Source organism: Streptomyces sp. NPDC088194 (genome assembly GCF_040702025.1).
In the GTDB taxonomy this organism is placed as follows: domain Bacteria; phylum Actinomycetota; class Actinomycetes; order Streptomycetales; family Streptomycetaceae; genus Actinacidiphila.
In genome coordinates this window covers 1-23,440 of the sequence record NZ_JBFBIV010000028.1, presented here as the reverse complement: position 1 = coordinate 23,440, position 23,440 = coordinate 1, and the positions used below count along the sequence as shown (strand labels likewise).

The 23,440-nt window shown below is 72.1% G+C and carries 15 protein-coding genes; 12 read left to right on the top strand and 3 right to left on the bottom strand.

What is annotated here, in order from left to right; all coding sequences use genetic code 11:
- Nucleotides 1-125: 125 nt before the first annotated feature.
- Both AB0399_RS17595 and AB0399_RS17590 read right to left on the bottom strand, forming a co-directional pair.
- The gene (locus tag AB0399_RS17595) at nt 126-1,235 is read right to left on the bottom strand and encodes a PQQ-dependent sugar dehydrogenase (protein ID WP_366411947.1); all 1,110 of its coding nucleotides are present in this window, start codon (nt 1,233-1,235) and stop codon (nt 126-128) included.
- Nucleotides 1,236-2,109: 874 nt separating this feature from the next.
- Nucleotides 2,110-3,147, bottom strand: coding sequence for an aldo/keto reductase (locus tag AB0399_RS17590; protein WP_329364314.1), 1,038 nt, complete (start codon nt 3,145-3,147; stop codon nt 2,110-2,112).
- Nucleotides 3,148-3,258: 111 nt separating this feature from the next.
- On the opposite strand from AB0399_RS17590, the gene AB0399_RS17585 reads away from it, so the two are divergent.
- From AB0399_RS17585 to AB0399_RS17555, 7 genes are all read left to right on the top strand, one after another.
- Nucleotides 3,259-4,179 carry a 2-hydroxyacid dehydrogenase gene (locus AB0399_RS17585; protein ID WP_328474560.1) on the top strand — a complete coding sequence of 307 codons (921 nt, stop codon included), beginning with the start codon at nt 3,259-3,261 and terminating at the stop codon, nt 4,177-4,179.
- 286 nt (nt 4,180-4,465) lie between these two features.
- On the top strand, nt 4,466-7,603 hold the full coding sequence (locus tag AB0399_RS17580) for an EAL domain-containing protein (protein WP_366411902.1): 3,138 nt from the start codon (nt 4,466-4,468) through the stop codon (nt 7,601-7,603).
- A gap of 239 nt (nt 7,604-7,842) precedes the next feature.
- Entirely contained in the window at nt 7,843-9,711 is a 1,869-nt protein-coding gene (locus AB0399_RS17575; RefSeq protein WP_329364309.1) for an acetolactate synthase large subunit, read from the top strand.
- Between the two features lie 124 nt (nt 9,712-9,835).
- Nucleotides 9,836-10,363, top strand: coding sequence for an acetolactate synthase small subunit (ilvN, locus tag AB0399_RS17570; protein ID WP_328469867.1), 528 nt, complete (start codon nt 9,836-9,838; stop codon nt 10,361-10,363).
- 125 nt (nt 10,364-10,488) lie between these two features.
- Nucleotides 10,489-11,487, top strand: a complete 999-nt coding sequence (ilvC, locus tag AB0399_RS17565) for a ketol-acid reductoisomerase (RefSeq protein ID WP_329364307.1) — start codon at nt 10,489-10,491, stop codon at nt 11,485-11,487.
- Nucleotides 11,488-11,953: 466 nt separating this feature from the next.
- Entirely contained in the window at nt 11,954-13,546 is a 1,593-nt protein-coding gene (gene serA / locus AB0399_RS17560; protein ID WP_366411901.1) for a phosphoglycerate dehydrogenase, read from the top strand.
- Nucleotides 13,547-13,694: 148 nt separating this feature from the next.
- The gene (locus AB0399_RS17555) at nt 13,695-14,282 is read left to right on the top strand and encodes a Uma2 family endonuclease (RefSeq protein WP_366411946.1); all 588 of its coding nucleotides are present in this window, start codon (nt 13,695-13,697) and stop codon (nt 14,280-14,282) included.
- Nucleotides 14,283-14,312: 30 nt separating this feature from the next.
- Here AB0399_RS17555 and AB0399_RS17550 read toward each other — a convergent pair whose 3' ends face one another.
- Nucleotides 14,313-15,632 carry a helix-turn-helix domain-containing protein gene (locus AB0399_RS17550; RefSeq protein WP_366411900.1) on the bottom strand — a complete coding sequence of 440 codons (1,320 nt, stop codon included), beginning with the start codon at nt 15,630-15,632 and terminating at the stop codon, nt 14,313-14,315.
- A 189-nt stretch (nt 15,633-15,821) separates the two neighbouring features.
- On the opposite strand from AB0399_RS17550, the gene AB0399_RS17545 reads away from it, so the two are divergent.
- The 5 genes from AB0399_RS17545 to cimA all read left to right on the top strand — a co-directional run bounded on the left by AB0399_RS17545 (nt 15,822) and on the right by cimA (nt 23,291).
- The gene (locus AB0399_RS17545) at nt 15,822-16,751 is read left to right on the top strand and encodes a proline dehydrogenase family protein (protein WP_329364303.1); all 930 of its coding nucleotides are present in this window, start codon (nt 15,822-15,824) and stop codon (nt 16,749-16,751) included.
- 26 nt (nt 16,752-16,777) lie between these two features.
- Nucleotides 16,778-18,427 (top strand): L-glutamate gamma-semialdehyde dehydrogenase, encoded by a 1,650-nt coding sequence (gene pruA / locus AB0399_RS17540; RefSeq protein WP_329364301.1) that lies wholly within the window; start codon nt 16,778-16,780, stop codon nt 18,425-18,427.
- Nucleotides 18,428-19,023: 596 nt separating this feature from the next.
- Entirely contained in the window at nt 19,024-20,067 is a 1,044-nt protein-coding gene (locus tag AB0399_RS17535) for a 3-isopropylmalate dehydrogenase (RefSeq protein ID WP_328469879.1), read from the top strand.
- A 137-nt stretch (nt 20,068-20,204) separates the two neighbouring features.
- Nucleotides 20,205-21,293: a branched-chain amino acid aminotransferase gene (locus tag AB0399_RS17530; protein WP_366411899.1), complete on the top strand. Its 1,089-nt coding sequence runs from the start codon at nt 20,205-20,207 to the stop codon at nt 21,291-21,293.
- Nucleotides 21,294-21,680: 387 nt separating this feature from the next.
- The gene (cimA, locus tag AB0399_RS17525; protein ID WP_329364297.1) at nt 21,681-23,291 is read left to right on the top strand and encodes a citramalate synthase; all 1,611 of its coding nucleotides are present in this window, start codon (nt 21,681-21,683) and stop codon (nt 23,289-23,291) included.
- The last annotated feature ends 149 nt before the right edge of the window (nt 23,292-23,440 follow it).

Genomic DNA, 23,440 nt, shown 5'->3' with positions numbered 1-23,440 from the left:
AGGGCCGAGCGCCGCCGGGAGCAGCGGCCCCTTGCGGCAGCCGCCCGGCCGCTGCTTGCCTGCGGCCCGGTCGCGCGCCGCCTGGTTGGCCGTCGGCGGCGCCAGGAGACGGTTCAGGGGAGGGTTCAGGAGACGGTGAGTTGGAGGACGCGGTCGTCGCCGGAGTGCGCGGTGCCGCGGTCGTCGGTGTTGCTCGTGGTGAGCAGCAGCGTGTGGTCGTCGAGCGCGACGACGGTGCGCAGCCGGCCGTACTTGCCGTCGAGGAACGCCTGGGGTGCGGCGGACGCCTTGGCCCCGGCCAGCGGGACACGCCACAGCCGGCCGCCCTTGAGGGAGGCCATCCAGATGCAGCCCGCCGCGTAGGCGACACCGCTGGGCGAGGCGTCGGCGGGGTGCCACTGCTCGACCGGGTCGACGAAGCCCGGGTGGTGGGCGATGCCCTCGACGGTGGGCCAGCCGTAGTTCTTGCCCGGCTCGATCCGGTTCAGCTCGTCCCAGGTGTCCTGCCCGAACTCCGAGGCCCACAGCCGCCCTTGGTCGTCCCAGGCCAGGCCCTGGACGTTGCGGTGGCCGGGGGAGTAGACGAGCGAGCCGGGCGTCGGGTTGTCGGTGGGCACCTCGCCGTCCGGCGTCATCCGCAGGATCTTGCCGCCGAGCGAGGACATGTTCTGCGCGAGCGACCGCTGCCCGGTCTCGCCGGTGCCCGCGTAGAGGTCGCCGTCGGGCCCGAAGGCGATCCGGCCGCCGTTGTGCAGGGAGCCGGTGGGGATGCCGCGCAGGATCGTGTCGGGGGCGCCCAGTTGCTCGCCCTTGGGCCGCGACGGGTCGTACAGGAAGCTGGCGATGCGGTTGTCGGACTCGGTCGAGAAGTAGGCGTAGACGAGGTGGTCGGAGCCGTAGTCCGGTGAGACCGCCAGCCCCAGCAGGCCGTTCTCGCCGCCCTTGGTGTGGGTGACACCGGGCACCAGGCCGATCTGGGTGACGGAGTGCGTCTTGGGGTCGATCCGTGAGATCCGGCCGGTGTCGCGGGCGGCCACCAGCAGGCTGTCGTCGGGTAGTTGGACCAGGCCCCAGGGGGCGCTCAGCCCGGTCGCGACGGTGGCGGTGACCTTCACGGTGCCCTTCGCGGGCGGCGTGGACGCCGGGGCGGACGGGGTCGCGCCCCCGGAGGGCGCGGCACTGCCGCCCGCGGGCGGCAAGGCGGGTGCGCTGCGCCCCGTCGGATGCGCCGCCAGGTTGGGCGAGGCCGACGAGGAGCACCCGCCGACCAGTACCGCCGCCAGCACCCCCGCGACCCACGCCCCACCACGCGCCGACGCCCGTACGGACCTGCCGCTAGCCTTCACCGTCAGCTCCCGCAACCGTCGATCCACCAGTTCTGCCGGACCCGGTTCCGCCGGGCCCCCACCAGCCAAGCACACCACATCTCGCCCTGGTGAAGGGCCTGTTCACGATCAGCGGGACAGCGGGACAGCGGCACGCGGCCGGACGGGTAGCGGGGCATCGGCGAACCGGCGTCCGGTGCCGGGGACCCGGGTTCGCCGGGACCCCCGGCCCCGCCGGGCCTGCCGGGGCACCTTCGCCGCGGATTCCGGTGGGCCCTGGACGTGTTGGGGTGCCTCCCCTCGCCGGACGGCTGGGGGCGCCCGCATCGCCTTGCGATCTGGGGGCCCACGAGCCTTGGGTCGTGGGGGAGGGCCGGGCACCGCGGGCTCCGCCCACCGTGCGGACGGCGCCGCCTTCCTCACACGGCCCAGCCGCATGGGAACCGTGGGGTCAGTTGCACGAGCCCTGGGTCGTGGGGGAGTGCCGGGCACCGCGGGCTCTGCCTACCGGGCGGTTGGCGCCGCCTTCCTCACACGGCCGAGGCGTAGGGAGTCGCGGGGTCAGTCCCATGAGCCCTGGGTCGTGGGGGGGGAGGGTCGGGCACCGCGGGCTCCGCCTACCGTGCGGACGGTGCCGCCTTCCTCACACGGCCGAGGCGTAGGGAGTCGCGGGGTCAGTCCCATGAGCCCTGCGTCGTGGGGGAGGGTCGGGCACCGCGGGCTCCGCCTGCCGTGCGGACGGTGCCGCCTTCCTCACACGGCCGAGCCGGAGGGAACCGCGGGGTCAGTCCCACGACCCCTGGGCCGCCGGCAGCGCGGCGATCTCGGCGAGGTCGGCCGCGGTCAGGACGAGGTCCGCGGCCGCCGCGTTCTCCGCCGCGCGGTCGGCCGACCTGGTGCCGGGCACCGGCACCACCGAGGGGCTCTGCGCGAGCACCCAGGCGAGCGCGACCTGCGCGGCCGTCGCGTCGTGCCGGGCGGCGACCCGGCGCAACCCGGCCACGATCGGCTGGTTCGCGGCCATCATCTCCGCGGTGAAGCGCGGGTGCCGGGCCCGCATGTCGTCCCGCTCGAAGCCCTCACCGGGGGTGAGCGTGCCGGTCAGGAAGCCGTTGCCCAGCGGCATCGCGGCGAGGAAGCCGATCCCGCGCGCCACGCACCACGGCAGCAGCTCCGCCAGCGCCTCGGGCGCCCACACCGACAACTCCGCCTGCACGCAGCCGACCGGGAAGACCTGCTGGGCCCGGCCCAGCTGGCGGATCGTCTCGTCGTGCAGCCGGCCGCGGCCCGCCCGGCCGCCCCTGCTCCGCCCGCCGCGCGCGCCGACCGCGCACAGGCCCAGCGTGCGCACCTTGCCCGCCGCGACCAGCTCGGCCATCGCCCCCCACGTCTCCTCGACCGGCACCTCGGGATCGACCCGGTGCAGCTGGTAGAGGTCGATCGTGTCGGTCTGCAGCCGGCGCAGCGACGCGTCGCAGGCCCTGCGGACGTACGACGGGCGGCCGTTGGCCACGATGTGCTGCTCGCCGACGAGCAGCCCGCACTTGGTGGAGACGAACGCGTCCGCCCGCCGCTCCTTGAGCACCCGTCCGAGCAGCAGCTCGTTGGTGAACGGGCCGTACATGTCGGCGGTGTCCAGCAGGGTGACCCCCGCGTCGAGGGCGGCGTGCACCACCCGCAGCGAGTGCCCGCCGGACCGGCGGCCGCCGGGCGCCTGCGCGCCGTCCTGCCGAGAGGCGCTGTAACCCCAACTCATCGGCATGCAGCCGAGGCCGACCGCGCCCACGTCGAGCGCCGTGGCCCCGACCCTTCTGCGCTCCACCCGTCACAACCTCCTTGCGCCGCCCCACTGTGCCATAGCCTCCTGACCATGAACGACACCACCCGAACCGACCGCACCCCAGGCCAGAGCGCGTCCACCGACCGCCCCACGGTGTGGCTGTCCCTGCCGCCGGCCGAGATCGACGGACTTCCGGACGCCTTCGACTACGTCTTCTGGGACGGCGCCGAGGAGTTCCCGGCCGATCCGGCCGACGCCGCCTTCTACGTCGTCCCGTACATGAAGGGCCCGGTCGCCGGCGGGCGCCCCCTCGCGCGGATGCGCAACGTCCGCGTGGTGCAGACGCTCAGCGCCGGCGTCGACCACATCGCGCCCCACCTCGGGCAGTTGCCGCCCGGCGTCCAGCTCTGCAACGCCCGCGGCGTGCACGAGGCCAGCACCGCCGAACTCACCGTCGCCCTCATCCTCGCCTCGCTGCGCGGCATCCCCCGCTTCGTGCGCGGGCAGGACAACGAGAAGTGGTACTCCGGCTTCTACCCGGCGCTCGCCGACCGCCGGGTGGTGATCGTCGGATACGGCTCGATCGGCGCCGCCGTCGAGGACCGGCTGGCCCCCTTCGAGTGCACGGTGGAGCGGGTCGCCCGCACCGCGCGCTCCTCGCCGCGCGGCCCGGTGCGCGCCATGGACGAGCTGACCGGGCTGCTGCCGGGCGCGGACGTCGTGGTGCTCACCACCCCGCTCACCGAGCAGACCCGCGGTCTGGTCGACGCCCCGTTCCTGGCCGCGATGAAGGACGGCGCGCTGCTGGTGAACGTCGCGCGCGGGCCGGTGGTGGACACCAAGGCGCTGCTCGCCGAGACGGAGTCGGGGCGCCTGATCGCCGCGCTCGACGTCACCGACCCCGAGCCGCTGCCGGCCGGCCACCCGCTGTGGCACGCGCCGGGCGTGCTGATCAGCCCGCACGTCGGCGGCAGCACCTCCGCGTTCCTGCCGCGCGCCCAGCGGCTGGTGCGCGCGCAGTTGGAGCGGTTCGCCGCGGGCCTGCCGCTGGAGAACGTGGTCGCCGAGAGCTGATCGCCCGCCGGCGGCCGAGCGCGCCGCGAGGGGGCCGAACGCGCCGCGAGGCGGCGGGACATGGCCTGATACGGCCGGCAACCCCCTGACGGTTACACACAGTAGGAAGTACCTATCCCAGAGTGACCAATCTGGTGTATCGTCGGCATTCGGGGGCACGTCGTGACCGAACGACCACGGGCGCGGCGCTGTGAACGACGACAGAGTGAGGGGGGCGGGCGATGCAGGACCGACAGCGAGAACCGATCACGCGGCGCCGGCGTACCGCGGCACACCGGACCGCACCATGAGCACCGGAGGAGCCGTGCTCGCGGCACCGCAGACCACCGCAGAGGACCAGGGGCACGCCACCGTCGGCCTGCTGCCCCAACTCCTGCTGGCCCTGGTCTGCGGCGGCTACACCACCGGCGCCTCGCTCGGCTGGGGGAGCCACGAAGCCGCCCTGGTCATGGGCGACTTCGGGCTTGCCGCCGCCGCGGCCGCCGCGTCCGTCTCCGCGCTGCTGTACGCGCGCCGCGCCGCCGGCCCGCACCGCCTGGCCTGGCTGCTGTTCTCCTGCTCCTCGGCGATGACCGCCTTCGGCAACGGCATCTGGGGCTGGTACGAAGTGGTGCTGCGCCGCCCCGTGCCGCAGACCTCCGCCGCCGACTTCTGCTTCCTGATGTTCGCCCCGCCCGCGATCATCGGGCTCCTGGTGCTCGCCAAACGCCCGGTGACCAGAGCCGGTTGGGTGTGCCTCGCACTGGACACCTGGCTGATCGGCGGCTCGCTGCTCACCCTGTCATGGAGCCTGGCGCTGGCCCGCACCGCCGCGATCGACGGGCCCAGTACCGCCCGAATGGCCCTTTCCCTGGCGTACCCGCTGCTGGACATCGTGCTGGTGAGCATGGTGCTCGCGCTGCACTTCCGGCGTGCCGGGGTCAACCGCGCCGCGGTCAACACCGCGATCGCCGCCCTCGCGCTCACCGTGCTGTGCGACGCGCTGTTCACCTCCCCGCTGCTGCGGGCGCACTACCGCTCCGGGCAGGTGCTCGACGCGGGCTGGTTCGCCGGCAGCCTCCTGCTGGCGTACGCCCCCTGGGTCGGCGCCCGGCTCTACGCACACGCGCACTCCTCCCGCAGGACCGGCGCCACCACCCGCCGGGTCGCCACCTCGCTGACCGCCCTGACCCCGTACCTGGCCGCCGCGGTCTGCACCCTCGGCATCCTCTACAACGTGATCACCGGCCAGAAGTGCGACCGCGTCGTGCTGCTCACCGGCTGCACCGTGGTCATGGCCCTGGTGGTCCGGCAGGGCATCATGCTGCTCGACAACATCGCGCTCACCCAGGAACTGGCCCACAAGGAGAACCACTTCCGCTCCCTGGTGCAGGGCTCCAGCGACGTCATCATGATCGCCGCGCCCACCGGCGTGCTGCGGTACGTCAGCCCCGCCGCCCAGGGGGTGTACGGCCGGGACCCGGAGGAGATGGTCGGCACCGAACTGGCCGCCCACATCCACCCCGACGACCTGGGCCGGGTCCTGCACGAGGTGCGGCGTTTCCTGGCCGCCCCGCCCGGCGAGGAACCGTCGACGCGCATCGAGTGCCGTATCCGCGCTGACCGACCCGACCGACCCGACCGACCCGACCGCGGCGACCGTTCCGAGCGTGCGGACCGGGCGGACCGGCAGGACCGTTCCGAGCGGTCCCGCGGCGGCCCCGGCGAACGCTCCCGCGGCGGCCGGCACGGCTGGCTGGACATCGAGTCCAGCGTCACCCGCTACCAAGGCGGCCTCATCTTCAACAGTCGCGACATCACCGAACGCGTCAGGTTGCAGGCCCAGTTGCAGCACAACGCCTCGCACGACCCGCTCACCGACCTGCCCAACCGCGCCCTGTTCCTCGAACGGCTCGGCCGGGCGGTCGGCGGCCGCCGGTCCGGTGACGCCAGGGCCGCCGTGCTCTACGTCGACCTCGACGGGTTCAAGGCGGTCAACGACACCGTCGGCCACCAGGCGGGCGACGACCTGCTCATCCAGGCCGCCCGCCGGCTGCGGGACACCCTCCGCTCCGGCGACATCGCCGCCCGGCTCGGCGGCGACGAGTTCGCCGCGCTCATCTCCGGCCCGGACACCGGCCAGGCCGCGCACCCGGCCCCGTATCCGGCGCACGCCGCGTACTCCGGGCACACCGCCGACCACCCCGGGTACCCGCTGGGCCACCCGACCTGCCCGGCGCACCCCGGCGGCCATTCCGGCCACTCCGGCCATTCCGGCCACTCCGCGTACCTGGGACACGGCCCGATCCCCGGTCCCCGGGCGGCCCCCACCGAGCCGCCGTCCGGCTCGGGCCTGGGTTCCGGCTCCGGCCCGGCGGCCCGCGCCGTCGAGGACCGCGTCCGCGACATCGCCGACCGGCTGCGCACCGTGCTCTCCGAGCCCTACCGGGTGGACGGCGTCGAGGTCCGGGTCGGCGCGAGCGTCGGTATCGCCTTCGCCGAGCCCGGCGCCGCCCCCGGCGACGTGATGCGCCACGCCGACCTGGCGATGTACCGGGCCAAGCAGTCCGGCAAGGGCCGCGTCGAGCTGTACGCCCCCCGGCTCCAGGCCGACGCCGTACGCCGCACCGAACTCGCCGGCCGGGTCAGGAAGGCGCTCGACGACGGCGAGTTCACCCTGCTGCACCAGCCCGTCGTGGAGCTGGTCGGCGGCCGGATCACCGGCGTGGAGGCCCGCCCCCGCTGGCGCACCCCGCAGGGCCTGCTCTCCACCCCCGCCGAGTTCCTGCACGCCGCCGGCGAGGACGGCGAGCGCGGGTTAGAGACCGCGCGGCTGCTCGACCGCCTGCTGGACCAGGCCGTCGAGCAGGCCGCGCTCCGCTACGGCGCCGGCCACCGCGTCCCGGTCACCGTACGGCTGTCCGCGCGCCGCCTGCTGCACCGCGACCCACCGGTCACCGGCATCGAGAGGCTGCTGGCCCGCCACGAGCTGCCGCCCAGCGGCCTGATGGTCGAACTGACCGGCGGCGACCCGCGGATCGCGCCGGAGGAGCTGGAGCGCCGGCTGGCCGGTCTGCGGCGGCTCGGGGTGCGGATCGCGCTCGCTGGCTTCGCCGCCGGATACGGTTCGCTGGGCGCCCTGCGCACCCTGCCGGTCGACGTGATCAAACTCGACCGCGCCTTCACGGAGGGCGTCGTCGAATCCAGCCGGCTGCACAAGATCACCCGCGGCCTGCTGGGCATCGCCGCCGACCTCGGCATCCGCGCCGTCGCCGACGGCATCGACCGGCCCGAGCAGGTCCAGGCGATGCGCGAGATGGGCTGCGCGCAGGGCCTGGGGATGGCCTTCTCCGGCCCGCTCGACGAGCACCACCTGCGCGGTTCGCTGGCCCGCGGTGGCTACCCGGTGTGCTCGAATGCTGAGACGCCCGTCCCACCGGCTTGACACCCGAGCGGGGGCGGGAGGAGGGTCTGTGCCATGCGCACCCGAATTCTCGTACTTGGAAAGCGCGTCGGCTGACCGAGGCATCATCCGCCTCGCACCGCACCGGCGCGCTCCCCTCGCTTGCCTCACGGCACGAGGGGTTTTTTGTTGTCCGGCACCAGAACGCCGGCGCAGCCACCGCAGTACCAGAGCACCGACGCACCACCGCAAACCCTCATCTTCGAGAGAAGAGAACGCAGATGACCGAGCAGGCCACCGGGTCCCACCACCCGCAGCGGAGCCGCAGCGCGGCGCCCGCCGCCCCCGCGGAGCGCATGACTGGTGCACAGGCCCTCATCCGCTCCCTCGAGGCCGTCGGCGCCGACACCGTATTCGGTATCCCGGGCGGCGCGATCCTGCCGGCGTACGACCCGCTGATGGACTCCTCCAAGGTCCGCCACGTGCTGGTCCGCCACGAGCAGGGGGCCGGCCACGCCGCCACCGGCTACGCGCAGGCCACCGGCAAGGTCGGCGTGTGCATGGCCACCTCAGGCCCGGGCGCGACCAACCTGGTCACCCCGATCGCCGACGCGCACATGGACTCGGTGCCGATCGTGGCCATCACCGGCCAGGTCGCCTCGAAGTCCATCGGCACCGACGCCTTCCAGGAAGCGGACATCTGCGGCATCACCCTGCCGATCACCAAGCACAACTTCCTGGTCACCGACCCGGCGGAGATCCCGCGCACCATCGCCGAGGCGTTCCACATCGCCGGCACCGGCCGCCCCGGCCCGGTGCTGGTCGACATCGCCAAGGACGCGCTGCAGAACCAGACCACCTTCAGCTGGCCGCCGCAGACGGACCTGCCCGGCTACCGCCCGGTGACCAAGCCGCACGCCAAGCAGATCCGCGAGGCCGCCCGGCTGATCAACGAGGCCCGCCGCCCGGTGCTGTACGTCGGCGGCGGCGTGCTCAAGGCCCGCGCCACCGCGGAGCTGCGCATCCTCGCCGAGCTGACCGGCGCGCCTGTCACCACCACCCTGATGGGGCTCGGCGCGTTCCCCGACAGCCACCCGCAGCACGTCGGCATGCCGGGCATGCACGGCGACGTCTCCGCGGTCACCGCGCTGCAGAAGTCCGATCTGATCATCGCGCTCGGCGCCCGCTTCGACGACCGCGTCACCGGCCGGCTGGACACCTTCGCGCCGTTCGCGAAGGTCGTGCACGCCGACATCGACCCGGCCGAGATCTCCAAGAACCGGGTCGCCGACGTGCCGATCGTCGGTGACGCCCGCGAAGTGCTCGCCGACCTGATCGTCGCCGTCCAGGCCGACCACGAGGCCGGCCACCGCGGCGACTACACCGACTGGTGGCGGCAGCTGTCCTTCTGGCGCAACACCTACCCGCTCGGCTACGAGGTGCCCGAGGACGGCAGCCTCTCCCCGCAGCAGGTCATCGAGCGGATCGGTCAACTCGCCCCCGAGGGCACGCTGTTCGCGGCCGGGGTCGGCCAGCACCAGATGTGGGCCGCCCAGTTCATCAAGTACGAGCAGCCCGGTACCTGGTTCAACTCCGGCGGCGCCGGCACCATGGGCTACGCGGTGCCCGCCGCGATGGGCGCCAAGGCGGGCCGGCCGGACGCCACCGTGTGGGCGATCGACGGCGACGGCTGCTTCCAGATGACCAACCAGGAACTGACCACCTGCGCCCTGAACAACATCCCGATCAAGGTCGCCATCATCAACAACGGCGCCCTGGGCATGGTCCGCCAGTGGCAGAACCTCTTCTACGGCGAGCGGTTCTCCAACACGGTGCTGCACTCCGGCGCCGAGAGCGTGCCCGGCTCCACCCAGGGTGTCGGCTCCATCCAGAACCGCGGCACCCGGGTGCCGGACTTCGTCAAGCTCTCCGAGGCGATGGGCTGCGTCGGTCTGCGCTGCGAGTCCCCCGACGAGCTGGACGCGGTCATCGCCAAGGCGAACGAGATCAACGACCGCCCGGTGGTCGTCGACTTCATCGTGCACGAGGACGCCATGGTCTGGCCGATGGTCGCGGCCGGCACCTCCAACGACGAGATCATGGCGGCGAGGGACGTGCGGCCTGACTTCGGCGACGGCGCGGAGGACTGACGCCCGAGCTCCCGCAGCGGGCGGCCGAGGAGCGAGGCCGCCCGCTGCGGGAGAGAGCAGGACCTCCGACCAGAAGAGCGGCCGACTGACGTCCGACTGACGTCCGACGAAGGAAACCACAGACATGTCCAAGCACACCCTCTCCGTCCTGGTGGAGAACAAGCCCGGCGTCCTGGCGCGGATCACCGCGCTGTTCTCGCGCCGCGGCTTCAACATCGACTCCCTCGCGGTCGGCACCACCGAGCACCCCGAGATCTCGCGGATCACCATCGTCGTCAACGTGGTGGACCAACTGCCGCTCGAACAGGTCACCAAGCAGCTCAACAAGCTGGTCAACGTGCTGAAGATCGTCGAACTCGACCCGTCGGCGGCGGTCGCCCGTGAACTCGTGCTGGTGAAGGTGCGGGCCGACAACGAGACCCGGTCGCAGATCGTGGAGATCGTGCAGCTCTTCCGCGCCAAGACCGTCGACGTCTCCCCGGAGGCCGTCACCATCGAAGCCACCGGCGGCGCCGACAAGTTGGAGGCCATGCTCAAGATGCTGGAACCGTTCGGCATCAAGGAGCTGGTCCAGTCCGGCACCATCGCCATCGGCCGCGGCGCCCGCTCCATCACCGACCGGAGCCTGCGCGCGCTCGACCGTTCCGCGTGAAGCAGCGGATCGGCCGGCGCGGGTGATCCGCGCGCCGGCCGATCCGTATGGCGAGACCCCGAAACCCCTTCTCGCCCACCCGTCGTACGGTGGGCCGTACCAACCGATCCAAGGAGAGACCCGAAGTGGCCGAGCTGTTCTACGACGACGACGCCGACCTGTCCATCATCCAGGGCCGCAAGGTCGCGGTCATCGGCTACGGCAGCCAGGGCCACGCCCACGCGCTGTCGCTGCGTGACTCCGGCGTCGATGTGCGCGTCGGTCTGCACGAGGGCTCCAAGTCCAAGGCGCAGGCCGAGGAGCAGGGCCTGCGCGTGGTGACGGTCGCCGAGGCCGCCGCCGAAGCCGACGTCATCATGATCCTGGTGCCCGACCCGATCCAGGCCCGCGTCTACGAGGACTCCATCAAGGACAACCTCAAGGACGGCGACGCCATCTTCTTCGGCCACGGCCTCAACATCCGCTACGACTTCATCAAGCCGCCGGCCGGTGTGGACGTCTGCATGGTGGCCCCGAAGGGCCCGGGCCACCTGGTCCGCCGCCAGTACGAGGAAGGCCGCGGCGTGCCGTGCATCGTGGCCGTCGAGCAGGACGCCACCGGCAAGGCGTTCGCGCTCGCGCTCTCGTACGCCAAGGGCATCGGCGGCACCCGCGCCGGCGTCATCAAGACCACCTTCACCGAGGAGACCGAGACCGACCTCTTCGGCGAGCAGGCGGTGCTGTGCGGCGGCACCTCCGCGCTGGTCAAGGCGGGCTTCGAGACCCTGGTCGAGGCCGGCTACCAGCCGGAGATCGCGTACTTCGAGTGCCTGCACGAGCTGAAGCTCATCGTGGACCTGATGTACGAGGGCGGCCTGGAGAAGATGCGCTGGTCGGTCTCCGAGACCGCCGAGTGGGGCGACTACGTCTCCGGCCCGCGGATCATCAACGAGAACACCAAGGCCGAGATGAAGAAGATCCTCGGCGAGATCCAGGACGGCACCTTCGCCAACAACTGGATCGCCGAGTACAACGCGGGCCTGCCGAAGTACAACGAGTACAAGAAGGCCGACGAGGGCCACCTGCTGGAGACCACCGGTCGCAAGCTGCGCAAGCTGATGAGCTGGGTGGACGAGGAGGCGTAAGGCCGCGCCGGGGCAACCCCCCGGACGAATGCCGGACGAGCGTCGCTTCGTACACCGGCCGGTCCCCTGAACAGGGGAGAACCGGCGGGGTTTGTACGAAGCGACGCAACCCTTGTGGGTGATCCTTCCATTTCGGCGATGGCGCTGGTCCACCCCGCCGATACACTCCCTTAACAAGCGCGTCAGGCTCACAGCGTCGTGCGTCTTCCACGCGGCATGCCATCCCCTGATGGGTGGGCTTCCTGTTCACTCGCTCCGCGGACGGCCTCGTACCTCGGCCGGCCACTGCGCGAGCTCAGGCGTCAGCCCACTACCTCGGATGGGTGGGCTTCCTGTTCACTCGCTCCGCGGACGGCCTCGTACCTCGGCCGGCCACTGCGCGAGCTCAGGCGTCAGCCCACTACCCCGCCCTCCCCGGAGCGGCCCCACGGGACCGGCCGCCCCCGCAGGAACAAGTGAGGACCACGTGAGCCAGAAGCCTGTCGTACTCATCGCAGAAGAGCTGTCGCCGGCCACGGTCGACGCGCTCGGCCCGGATTTCGAGATCCGGCACTGCAATGGCGCGGACCGAGCCGAACTGCTGTCCGCGATCTCCGATGTCGACGCCATCCTGATCCGCAGCGCCACCAAGGTCGACGCCGAAGCGGTCGCCGCCGCGAACAAACTGCGGGTCGTCGCCCGCGCGGGCGTCGGCCTGGACAACGTCGACGTGGCCGCCGCCACCAAGGCCGGCGTGATGGTCGTGAACGCCCCGACCTCCAACATCGTCACCGCCGCCGAGCTCGCCTGCGGCCTGATCATCGCCACCGCCCGCAACATCGCGCCCGCCAACTCGGCGCTGAAGGCCGGTGAGTGGAAGCGCAACAAGTACACCGGCGTCGAGCTGAGCGAGAAGACCCTCGGCGTGGTGGGCCTGGGCCGGATCGGTGTCCTGGTCACCCAGCGGATGTCCGCCTTCGGGATGAACGTCGTCGCGTACGACCCCTACGTGCAGCCGGCTCGCGCCGCCCAGATGGGGGTCAAGCTGCTCACCCTGGACGAGCTGCTGGAGGTCTCCGACTTCATCACCGTCCACCTGCCGAAGACCCCCGAGACGCTCGGCCTGATCGGCGACGAGGCGCTGCACAAGGTCAAGCCGTCGGTGCGGATCGTCAACGCCGCGCGCGGCGGGATCGTCGACGAGGAGGCGCTGGCCGCCGCGCTCAAGGAGGGCCGGGTGGCCGGCGCGGGCCTGGACGTGTACGCGAAGGAGCCGTGCACCGACTCCCCGCTCTTCCAGTTCGACAACGTGGTGGCGACCCCGCACCTGGGCGCCTCCACCGACGAGGCGCAGGAGAAGGCGGGCATCGCGGTCGCCAAGTCGGTGCGGCTCGCGCTCGCCGGTGAACTGGTCCCGGACGCGGTCAACGTGCAGGGCGGCGTCATCGCCGAGGACGTCAAGCCCGGGCTGCCGCTCGCCGAGAAGCTGGGCCGGATCTTCACCGCGCTGGCCGGCGAGGTCGCCGCCCGCCTCGATGTCGAGGTCTGCGGCGAGATCACCCAGCACGACGTCAAGGTGCTCGAACTCAGCGCGCTCAAGGGCGTGTTCGAGGACGTCGTGGCCGAGACGGTGTCGTACGTCAACGCGCCGCTGTTCGCGCAGGAGCGCGGGGTGGAGGTCCGCCTCACCACCAGCTCCGAGTCGCCCAACCACCGCAACCTCGTCACCGTGCGCGGCACCCTCGCCGACGGCACCGAGGTGTCGGTCTCCGGCACGCTGGCCGGCCCGAAGAACCTGCAGAAGGTCGTCGCGGTCGGCGACGAGGACGTCGACCTCGCGCTCGCCGACCACATGGCCTTCCTGCGCTACACCGACCGCCCGGGCATCGTGGGCACCATCGGTCGCATCCTCGGTGAGGTCGGCGTCAACATCGCCGGCATGCAGGTCGCCCGCGCGGCCGCCGGCGGCGACGCCCTGGTGGCCCTGACCGTCGACTCCACCATCCCGGCCGGCGTCCTCACCGACATCGCCGACGAGATCGGTGCGACGTCGGCCCGCGCCGTCAATCTCACGGACTGAATTCCGGACGACGATTGCGCGTACGCTTGATCTGAGCGCTCTGACCAGGGAACACCGGTACTACAAATAACCCTTTTGGGTGGTAGCGCCGGTGTTTTCTGGCGTTCATCTGATCAATGCCGACAAGATCCCGTCCATGGGAGGGCAGATGACTGCCGAAAAACTCCCGGACTGGGTTTTTCCCCCTCCGGGTGGCTTCACCGCGGACGACCTCGACCGCATCCCCGATCTCCCGCCGCACACCGAGCTGATCGACGGGAGCCTCGTTTTCGCGAGTCCGCAGAAGAGTTTCCATACTCTGGCGATGTTTCTGCTGGAGAGAGGACTTCGCATGCATGCTCCCGACGGCCTCAGGGTGCGCCGGGAAATGACCATCGTGCTGGACAGGGAGAACCGGCCGGAACCGGACCTGACGGTGCTGCACGAACGGGCGGTACCGGCTGGCGGACACGCCGAGACGAGCTACCGGGCCGAGGACGTGGTCCTCGCCGTGGAGGTGGTCTCGCCGGAGTCCGCCAGCCGTGACCGGGCGCGCAAGCCGCAGCTCTACGCGCACGCGGGTATCCCGCACTTCTGGTTGGTCGAGCGGATGGACGGCGGTCGTCCAGTCGTCCACACCTACGAGTTGGATCGGCTCGGCCACGCGTACGCGCTGACCGGCATCCACCACGACCGCCTCAAGCTCTCCGCTCCGTTCACCATCGACATCGACCTGACCGAGATCGACCGCATGTAGTCGTATACGACCGCGGTGCGGTCCGCCCCTCTACAGGCGGGCCGCCTTCAGGGCCATGTGGAGCAGGAGGCGGGACTCGCCGTCGGAGAGGTCGAGGCCGGTGAGCTGCTCGATGCGGGACAGCCGGTAGTAGAGGGTCTGGCGGTGGATCGCCAGGGCGGTGGCGGTGCGGCCGGCCTGGCCCGCGTGGTCGAGGAACACCTCGGCGGTGTGGGCGAGTTCGCGGTGTGCCGCGGTGAGCAGGGGAGCGATCGCCGGGTCCGGCGGCGCGTCGGCCGGCAGTGCGGTGAGCAGCCGGTACGGGCCGATCCCCGACCACTTGGCGATCGGGCCGAGCAGCGGCTGGGCCCGGGCGGCCCGGGCGGACGCGGTCGCCTCCTGCCAGGCTCCGGGCAGCGCGGCCAGCGCGGTGCGCGCGTCGCTCACCCCCGCGACCAGCCCCTCCGTCTCGGCGGCACCGGCACCGGCACCGGTGCCTGGCTCGGCCGCGGCCCTGCCCGCCCCCGCAGCCCCACCCGTAGCGGCCCCCGCACTCGCCGCCGCGCTCGCCGCGAGCGCGGCCAGCACCCGGGTCGCGGCCGTCCGCGCGGGCGCGAGCACCTGCGGCGAGCGCAGCCGTACCAGCACCGCGACCGTCTCCCAGCGGCCCCACCCCGGCACCTTCACGATCGCCGCGGCGCCCGGCACCGTACGCGCGCCCGGCAGGTCGTCCGAGTGCTCGGCCCAGCGGTCCGGCGGGGACGCGGCGAGCCGCTTGCCGCCCCGGTCCGGCGGCCACACGCACACCAGCGCGTGCGGCTCGTCCGCGTCCGGGCCCAGCGCCTTGCGCAGCGAGTCCTCCGCGGTGTCCCGCGCGGCCCGGGTCGCCCCGGTGAGCAGCGCCCGCAGCGCCTGGGCGGCCTCGGTCCCGGCCACCGACATCGCGGCGAGCCGGTCGCCGATCCGTGCCGCGACCGACATCGCCGCGCTGAGCTGCGCGGGGGAGTGGTCGGCCTCGTCGAGCAGCCAGACGTAGCCGTAGACCACCCCGCCGTGCCGGACCGGGAGGCAGAGCCGGCCGGTGAAGACGCCCGCCGAGGGGGCCGCGGGGATACGGATCGGGGCGGTGGCGCGGGCGATGCCGAACCGCTCGAACCAGGCGCGGACCTCCGCGGTCGAGCGCCGGGTCAGGATCGATCGGGTCCGCACCGGGTCGACCGCCGCTTCGTCGTCGCCGTCGTGCACGCCGAACGCGATCAGCCGGAAGTCCCGGTCCTCCAGCGTCGCGGGCGCCCCGAGCAGCGCCGAGACCTCGTCCACCAGATCCTGGAAATCACCGTAGTCAGCGGCCACGCGTCCATTCTCCCTCATCGCCCTCATACATATGTATGAGGGGTCGCACCCGGATGCGTGACAGGTGTCGATGGCCCGCGCGGCGGCCGGTACCTAGATTCACGGTGACGGCACGTGATCCGTGCTGCCGCTCCGGTGCGGCGGTACCCCCGCCGCACCCACAACCCTTTCCCCTCCGCTGTCCCGCCACCCGCCAGGAGGCTCCCAGTGCTCGGTCCCGTGCTGCTCGCCGCGTCGCGCAGCGACCGGCTGCGCCGCGTCGTCGCCGCCGCGCCCGTCACCCGTCCGGTGGTCGAGCGCTTCGTCGCGGGTGACGCGCTGCACCCCGCGATGGACACCGTCCACGCGCTGACCGCGAGCGGTCTCGACGTCACCCTCGACCACCTCGGCGAGGACGTCACCGACCGCGCCACCGCCCGGCACACCCGCGACGCCTACCTGCGGCTGCTGGAGACGCTGGCCGCCGCGGACCTCGGCGACCGCGCCGAGGTCTCGGTGAAGCTCTCCGCCTTCGGCCAGGCGCTGCCCGACGGCGGCCACGACGTCGCGCTGGAGAACGTCCGCGCGGTCGCCGAACTCGCCACCGCGACCGGCACCACCGTCACGCTCGACATGGAGGACCACACCACCGTCGACTCGACGCTGGCCGTCCTGCGCGAGCTGCGCCGCGAGCACCCGCGCACCGGCGCCGTGCTCCAGTCGTACCTCTTCCGCACCGAGGCCGACGCCCGCGACCTGGCCACCGCCGGCTCGCGGGTCCGGCTGGTCAAGGGCGCCTACAAGGAGCCCGCGCACGTCGCCTTCCAGGACCGCAAGTCCGTCGACCGCGCCTACGTCCGCGCGCTGCGGACCCTCTTCGAGGGCGACGGCTACCCGATGGTCGGCTCGCACGACCCGCGCATGATCGCCATCGCCCAGGACCTCGCCGCCCGCGCCGGCCGCGCGCCCGGCTCCTACGAGTTCCAGATGCTCTACGGCATCCGCACCGCCGAGCAGCGGCGACTCGCGGCGTCCGGGGAGCGGATGCGCATCTACGTCCCCTACGGCGCAGACTGGTACGGCTACTTCATGCGCCGCCTCGCCGAGCGCCCGGCGAACCTCGCCTTCTTCCTGCGCTCCTTCGCCCCCAGCCGCTGAACCGATCCCACAAGGAGACACGCTCCATGGACGCTGTGACCCAGGTCCCCGTGCCGGTCAACGAGCCGGTGCACACCTACGCGCCCGGCAGCCCGGAACGCGCTCGGCTCGAAGCGAAGCTCAAGGAACTGGCCGGCAACCCGATCGAGCTGCCGCTGGTGATCGGCGGCCGGGAACGGCCGGGCGGCGGCGACCGGTTCGAGGTGGTGCAGCCGCACAACCACGCCGCCAAGCTGGGCAGCGGCACCGCCGCCGACAGCCAGGACGCGCGGGACGCCGTGGACGCGGCGCTGGCCGCCGCCCCGGCCTGGCGCGCCACCTCCTTCGACGACCGCGCCGCCATCATCCTGCGCGCCGCCGAACTGCTGGCCGGCCCCTGGCGGGAGACGCTGGTCGCCTCCACCATGCTCGGCCAGTCCAAGACGGTGCAGCAGGCCGAGATCGACAGCCCCTGCGAGCTCGTCGACTTCTGGCGGTTCAACGTCCACTTCGCCCGGCAGATCCTCGCCGAGCAGCCGGTCGCCAACGCGCCCGGCGTGTGGAACCGGCTCGACCACCGCCCGCTGGAGGGCTTCGTCTACGCGATCACGCCGTTCAACTTCACCGCGATCGCGGGCAACCTGCCCACCGCCCCCGCGCTGATGGGCAACGTGGTGGTGTGGAAGCCGGCGCCCACCCAGACGCACTCCGCGCTGCTGCTGATGCGGCTGCTGAAGGAGGCCGGGCTGCCCGACGGTGTCATCAACCTGGTCACCGGGCGCGGCGAGGCCGTCTCCGAGGTGGCGCTCACCCACCCCGACCTGGCCGGCATCCACTTCACCGGCTCCACCAAGACCTTCCAGTACCTGTGGCGCACGGTCGGCGAGAACATCGAGGGCTACCGCTCCTACCCGCGGATCGTCGGCGAGACCGGCGGCAAGGACTTCGTGGTCGCCCACCCGTCGGCCGACCCGGCGGTGCTGAAGACCGCGCTCACCCGCGGCTCCTTCGAGTACCAGGGCCAGAAGTGCTCGGCCTCCTCGCGCGCCTACATCCCCCGCTCGATCTGGGAGGGCGGCTTCAAGGAGGAGTTCGCCGCCGAGGTCGACGGCATCACCATGGGCGACGTCACCGACCTCACCAACTTCGTCGGCGCCCTCATCGACGAGGCCGCGTTCGCCAAGAACAAGGCCGCGATCGAGCGCGCCAAGGCCGACCCGGCCGTCGAGGTGGTGGCCGGCGGCACGTACGACGACTCGGTCGGCTGGTTCGTCCGCCCGACGGTGCTGCTCTGCACCGACCCGGGCAACGAGATCTTCCGCGAGGAGTACTTCGGCCCGCTGCTCGCCGTGCACGTCTACGACGACAGCGACGACACCGACGGCACGGCCTTCGACGCGATGCTCGACCAGATGGAGTCCGTGGCGCCGTACGCCCTCACCGGCTCGGTCGTCGCCCGCGACCGCGCGGCCGTGGCGCACGTGATGGAGCGGCTGCGCTTCGCGGCCGGCAACTTCTACATCAACGACAAGTCGACCGGTGCCGTGGTCGGCCAGCAGCCCTTCGGCGGCGCCCGTGCCTCGGGCACCAACGACAAGGCCGGCTCCGCGCAGAACCTCCTCCGGTGGACCTCGACCCGTGCCATCAAGGAGGCGCTGGTCCCGCCGACCGACTACCGCTACCCGCACCAGGGCTGAGCACCTCGGCCCCTCGTTCCGCCGCCCCCGTCTCCTGACCCCCGTGGAGACGGGGGCGGCTTCCATGACGGGCCCCTGCGGGCTGCCGCGCCGGGCTGCCGTTTCGAGCTGCCGTTTCGGGCCGCCTTGTACCGGTTTTCGCGGCGCGTGGGGCCGAACGGACGACCCGCCGTCTCAGATAGTAGGAAGTCCGAGTAATCCTGGCGACAGGACGTCCGCTGTGTCCTAGCTTTGGAAGAAGCCGAACGTTTCCCGCTCGATCGAGCGGACGGCGGACAGGAGTCCGGCGCACTCCAGGCGGGGTCACCCCCCGCGGCGCGACTCTCCGCCCGCGTTCCATGGCACGTCTCACCTCCACCCGTCTCCACCGCTTTCCAATGGAGTTGATCACCATGGACGAGACCGCCCGCCAGAACGCCCTGCGCGCCCTGCAGCGCTCCATGGACCGCCGCGACAACGGCGGCTCCACCGGCCACGAGCACTGAGCCGTAGCCGCAGCCGGCGCCGTACCCACCCCCCACCCCGTACCCACACACCTGCGTCCGACATGCGGACATGCCGTGTCATAGGTCAAGACGCGGAGTAGGGTGCCCCGCATGTCTCGCAGCATCAACCTCGCAGTGATCCCCGGCGACGGAATCGGTCAAGAAGTCGTCACCGAGGGTCTCAAAGTCCTCGCCGCGGCGCTCCCGCAGGAAACCAAGCTGGAGACGAAGGAGTACGACTTCGGCGCCAAGCGCTATCACGCCACCGGTCAGACCCTCACCGACGCGGACCTCGCGGAGCTGAAGGCCCACGACGCGATCCTGCTCGGGGCGATCGGCGACCCGTCGGTGCCGTCCGGCGTGCTGGAGCGCGGTTTCCTGCTGAAGCTGCGGTTCGCCTTCGACCACTTCGTCAACCTCCGGCCCAGCAAGCTGTTCCCCGGCGTGGGCACCCCGCTCGCGGGCAGCCCGGACATCGACTTCGTGGTGGTCCGCGAAGGCACCGAGGGCCCGTACACCGGCAACGGCGGCGCGATCAGGACCGGTACCCCCGCCGAGGTCGCCACCGAGGTGAGCCTCAACACCGCGTACGGCATCGAGCGCGTGGTGCGCGACGCGTACGCCCGCGCCCAGGCCCGCCCGCGCAAGAAGCTCACCCTGGTGCACAAGAACAACGTGCTGGTGCACGCCGGCGGTCTGTGGACCCGGGTCTTCGAGGCGGTCGGCAAGGAGTTCCCCGACGTCAGCACCGACTACCTGCACGTCGACGCCACCATGATCTTCCTCGTCACGCAGCCCGAGCGGTTCGACGTGATCGTCACCGACAACCTGTTCGGCGACATCGTCACCGACCTCGCCGCGGCCGTCTCCGGCGGCATCGGCGTGGCGGCGAGCGGCAACATCAACCCCAGCCGCGAGTTCCCCTCGATGTTCGAGCCCGTGCACGGCTCGGCCCCGGACATCGCCGGCCAGTCCAAGGCCGACCCGACCGCGACCGTGCTCTCCGTCGCGCTGCTGCTGCGCCACCTCGGCTACGACGCGGAGGCCGACCGGATCGACGCCGCCGTCCAGGCCGACCTGGCCGAACGCACCGGCGGCCCGGCCCGCTCCACCGTGCAGATCGGCGACGCGCTGGCCGCTCGCGTGGCCGGCTGACTCGGCAGAGCCGGCTCCCCAGGTACGACCCGGCCCCGTCGCTGCGATAATCAGTGGCGGGGCCGCTGCACGGCGGGAAAGTAGGACGTCCTAGCAGTACGTTCGAGGGCGTCAGCGACATGGTGAAGGAACTGAAGATGACGACGCCCACGATCGAGTTGAAGCCCTCCTCGCACCCGCTGCCCGCGGCCGAGCGCGAGGCGATCCTGTCCGACCCCGGTTTCGGACGGTACTTCACCGACCACATGGTCACCATCAAGTGGACTGCCGGCCGCGGCTGGCACGACGCCCAGCTCGTCCCGTACGCCCCGCTGTCGGTCGACCCGGCGAACATGACGCTGCACTACGCGCAGACGATCTTCGAGGGCCTCAAGGCGTACCGCCAGCCCGACGGCGGCGTGGCCACCTTCCGCCCCGAGGCCAACGCGCTGCGCTTCCAGGCGTCCTCGCGGCGGCTGGCGATGCCCGAACTGCCGGTGGAGACCTTCATCGAGGCGTGCGACGTGCTGGTCCGCCAGGACAAGGACTGGGTGCCCACCGAGGGCGAAGCCTCGCTCTACCTGCGGCCGTTCATGATCGCCACCGAGGTCGGGCTCGGCGTCCGCCCGGCCGACGAGTACCTCTTCCTGGTCATCGCCTCCCCGGCCGGCGCCTACTTCTCCGGCGGCGTCAAGCCGGTCTCGGTCTGGCTCTCCGAGGAGTACGTCCGCGCGGCCCCCGGCGGCACCGGCGCGGCCAAGACCGGCGGCAACTACGCGGCCTCCCTCGTCGCCCAGGCGCAGGCCATCGAGCACGGCTGCGACCAGGTGGTCTGGCTCGACGCGATCGAGCGGCGCTGGATCGAGGAGATGGGGGGCATGAACCTGTACTTCGTGTACGGCAACCGGATCGTCACGCCCTCGCTCACCGGTTCGCTGCTGCCCGGGATCACCCGGGACTCGCTGCTCGCCATCGCCGCGGACCTCGGGTACGAAGTCGGCGAGGGCCGGATCAGCGTCGAGGACTGGAAGCGCGGCAACGAGGACGGCACCCTCACCGAGGTGTTCGCCTGCGGCACCGCCGCCGTGATCACCCCGGTCGGCTCGGTCAAGTCCACCCGGGCGAACTGGACGGTGGGCGACGGCGGTCCGGGCGAGGTCACCATGCGACTGCGCTCCGCGCTGCTCGACATCCAGACGGGCCAGGCCGCCGACCCGCACGGCTGGATGCACCCGCTCGGCGTGTAGCCCCGAGGACGCTGGGCCCGCGAGGGCGCTGGGCCCGCGAGGGCGCTGGGCCCCCGCCTCCGCGGCGGGGGCCCAGAACGTGAGACGGCAACCCGAATGGCGGAAAGGTGTGCCACACTGCAGCTGTGTCCTCGTACGCCACGCTGATTATTGGCCGCAGGCACGCCGGTCCGCAGTGACGCTTCCGCTGAACCCAAGTGGAACGCCACCGTGCCCCAGACCCGCGTGCAGACCTCTCGCATCCGCGAGAGGTTTTTTCGTTTCCCGGCCCACCCGCGCCGGAGGCGGGAGCGCACGAGGAGACTGGGGGCAAGTGGAGTCGGAACCTCCGGATGGTGAACGCCGTTCGGGGGTAACCCCACCCACCCGACAGGAGTTGCAACTGCCATGACCGCCGAACCCGACGACAGCTTCCACGTCTTCGACACCACGCTGCGCGACGGCGCGCAGCGCGAGGGCATCAACCTCACCGTCGCCGACAAGCTGAGCATCGCGCGGCACCTGGACGACTTCGGTGTGGGCTTCATCGAGGGCGGCTGGCCCGGTGCCAACCCCCGCGACACCGAGTTCTTCGCCCGGGCCGCCGCCGAGTTGGAGCTGAAGCACGCCACGCTGGTGGCGTTCGGCGCCACCCGCCGCCCGGGCGCCAAGGCCGCCGACGACCCGCAGGTCAACGCGCTGCTGGAGTCCGGCGCGCCGGTCATCACGCTGGTCGCCAAGTCCCATGACCGGCACGTGGAACTGGCACTGCGCACCACGCTGGAGGAGAACCTGGAGATGGTCCGCGACAGCGTCGCGTACCTCGTCGCCCAGGGCCGCCGGGTCTTCGTGGACTGCGAGCACTTCTTCGACGGCTACCGGGCCAACCCGGCGTACGCCACCGCCGTGGTCAGCGCCGCGCACGAGGCCGGCGCGTCCGTGGTGGTGCTCTGCGACACCAACGGCGGGATGCTGCCCAAGCAGGTGCAGGCGGTCACCGCGCAGGTGCTCGCCGACACCGGCGCGCGGCTCGGCATGCACGCCCAGGACGACACCGGCTGCGCGGTCGCCAACACCCTTGCCGCGGTGGACGCCGGCGCCACGCACGTGCAGTGCACCGCCAACGGCTACGGCGAGCGGGTCGGCAACGCCAACCTCTTCCCGGTCGCCGCCGCGCTGGAGCTCAAGCACGACCGGCGGGTGCTGCCCGAGGGCGCGCTCGGCGAGATGACCCGGATCTCGCACGCCATCGCCGAGATCGTCAACCTGCCCTCCTCCACGCACCAGCCGTACGTGGGCGTGTCCGCGTTCGCGCACAAGGCCGGGCTGCACGCCTCCGCGATCAAGGTCGACCCGGACCTCTACCAGCACATCGACCCCGAGCGGGTCGGCAACACCATGCGGATGCTGGTCTCCGACATGGCCGGCCGCGCCTCGATCGAGCTGAAGGGCAAGGAGCTCGGCATCGACCTCGGCGGCGACCGCGAGCTGGTCGGCCGGGTGGTGGCCCGGGTCAAGGAGCGTGAGCTGAAGGGCTACACGTACGAGGCCGCCGACGCCTCCTTCGCGCTGCTGCTGCGCGACGAACTCCAGGCCGGCCGGCCGGACGGGCCGCGGCGCTTCTTCCGCACCGAGTCCTGGCGCGCCATCACCGAGGACCGCCCCGACGGCTCGCACGCCAACGAGGCCACCGTGAAGCTGTGGGCGAAGGGCGAGCGGATCGTCGCCACCGCCGAGGGCAACGGCCCGGTCAACGCGCTCGACCGCGCCCTGCGGGTGGCGCTGGAGCAGATCTACCCGCAGCTCGGCACGTTCGCGCTGGTCGACTACCGGGTCCGTATCCTCGAAGGCCGTTCCGGCACCGACTCCACCACCCGGGTCCTCATCACCACGTCCGACGGCGCGGCCGAGTGGTCCACGGTCGGCGTCGCCGACAACGTCATCGCCGCGTCCTGGCAGGCACTCGAGGACGCCTGCGCCTACGGCCTGATCCGGGCCGGCCTGGAGCCGCAGGACTAGGCCGTGTTTTGGAAGTCCCGCCTGCCCCGTGGCGCCTGATACGCACGCTCGCTGCGTTGTCGGGCTTGTCCGAGTAGGCCCACTACGAGGACAACCCTCCGCCTTGCGATCGCACGCACCAGACGCCACGGGCCCCGCCCTTTGGGCGG

Excerpts from the sequence above, each read along its gene's own strand:
- AB0399_RS17580 (WP_366411902.1), top strand. The coding sequence starts at position 4,466 with ATGAGCACCGGAGGAGCCGTGCTCGCGGCACCGCAGACCACCGCAGAG.
- AB0399_RS17575 (WP_329364309.1), top strand. The coding sequence starts at position 7,843 with ATGACCGAGCAGGCCACCGGGTCCCACCACCCGCAGCGGAGCCGCAGC.
- ilvN (WP_328469867.1), top strand. The coding sequence starts at position 9,836 with ATGTCCAAGCACACCCTCTCCGTCCTGGTGGAGAACAAGCCCGGCGTC.
- AB0399_RS17555 (WP_366411946.1), top strand. The coding sequence starts at position 13,695 with ATGACTGCCGAAAAACTCCCGGACTGGGTTTTTCCCCCTCCGGGTGGC.
- AB0399_RS17550 (WP_366411900.1), bottom strand. The coding sequence starts at position 15,632 with ATGAGGGAGAATGGACGCGTGGCCGCTGACTACGGTGATTTCCAGGAT.
- pruA (WP_329364301.1), top strand. The coding sequence starts at position 16,778 with ATGGACGCTGTGACCCAGGTCCCCGTGCCGGTCAACGAGCCGGTGCAC.
- AB0399_RS17535 (WP_328469879.1), top strand. The coding sequence starts at position 19,024 with ATGTCTCGCAGCATCAACCTCGCAGTGATCCCCGGCGACGGAATCGGT.
- AB0399_RS17530 (WP_366411899.1), top strand. The coding sequence starts at position 20,205 with ATGACGACGCCCACGATCGAGTTGAAGCCCTCCTCGCACCCGCTGCCC.
- cimA (WP_329364297.1), top strand. The coding sequence starts at position 21,681 with ATGACCGCCGAACCCGACGACAGCTTCCACGTCTTCGACACCACGCTG.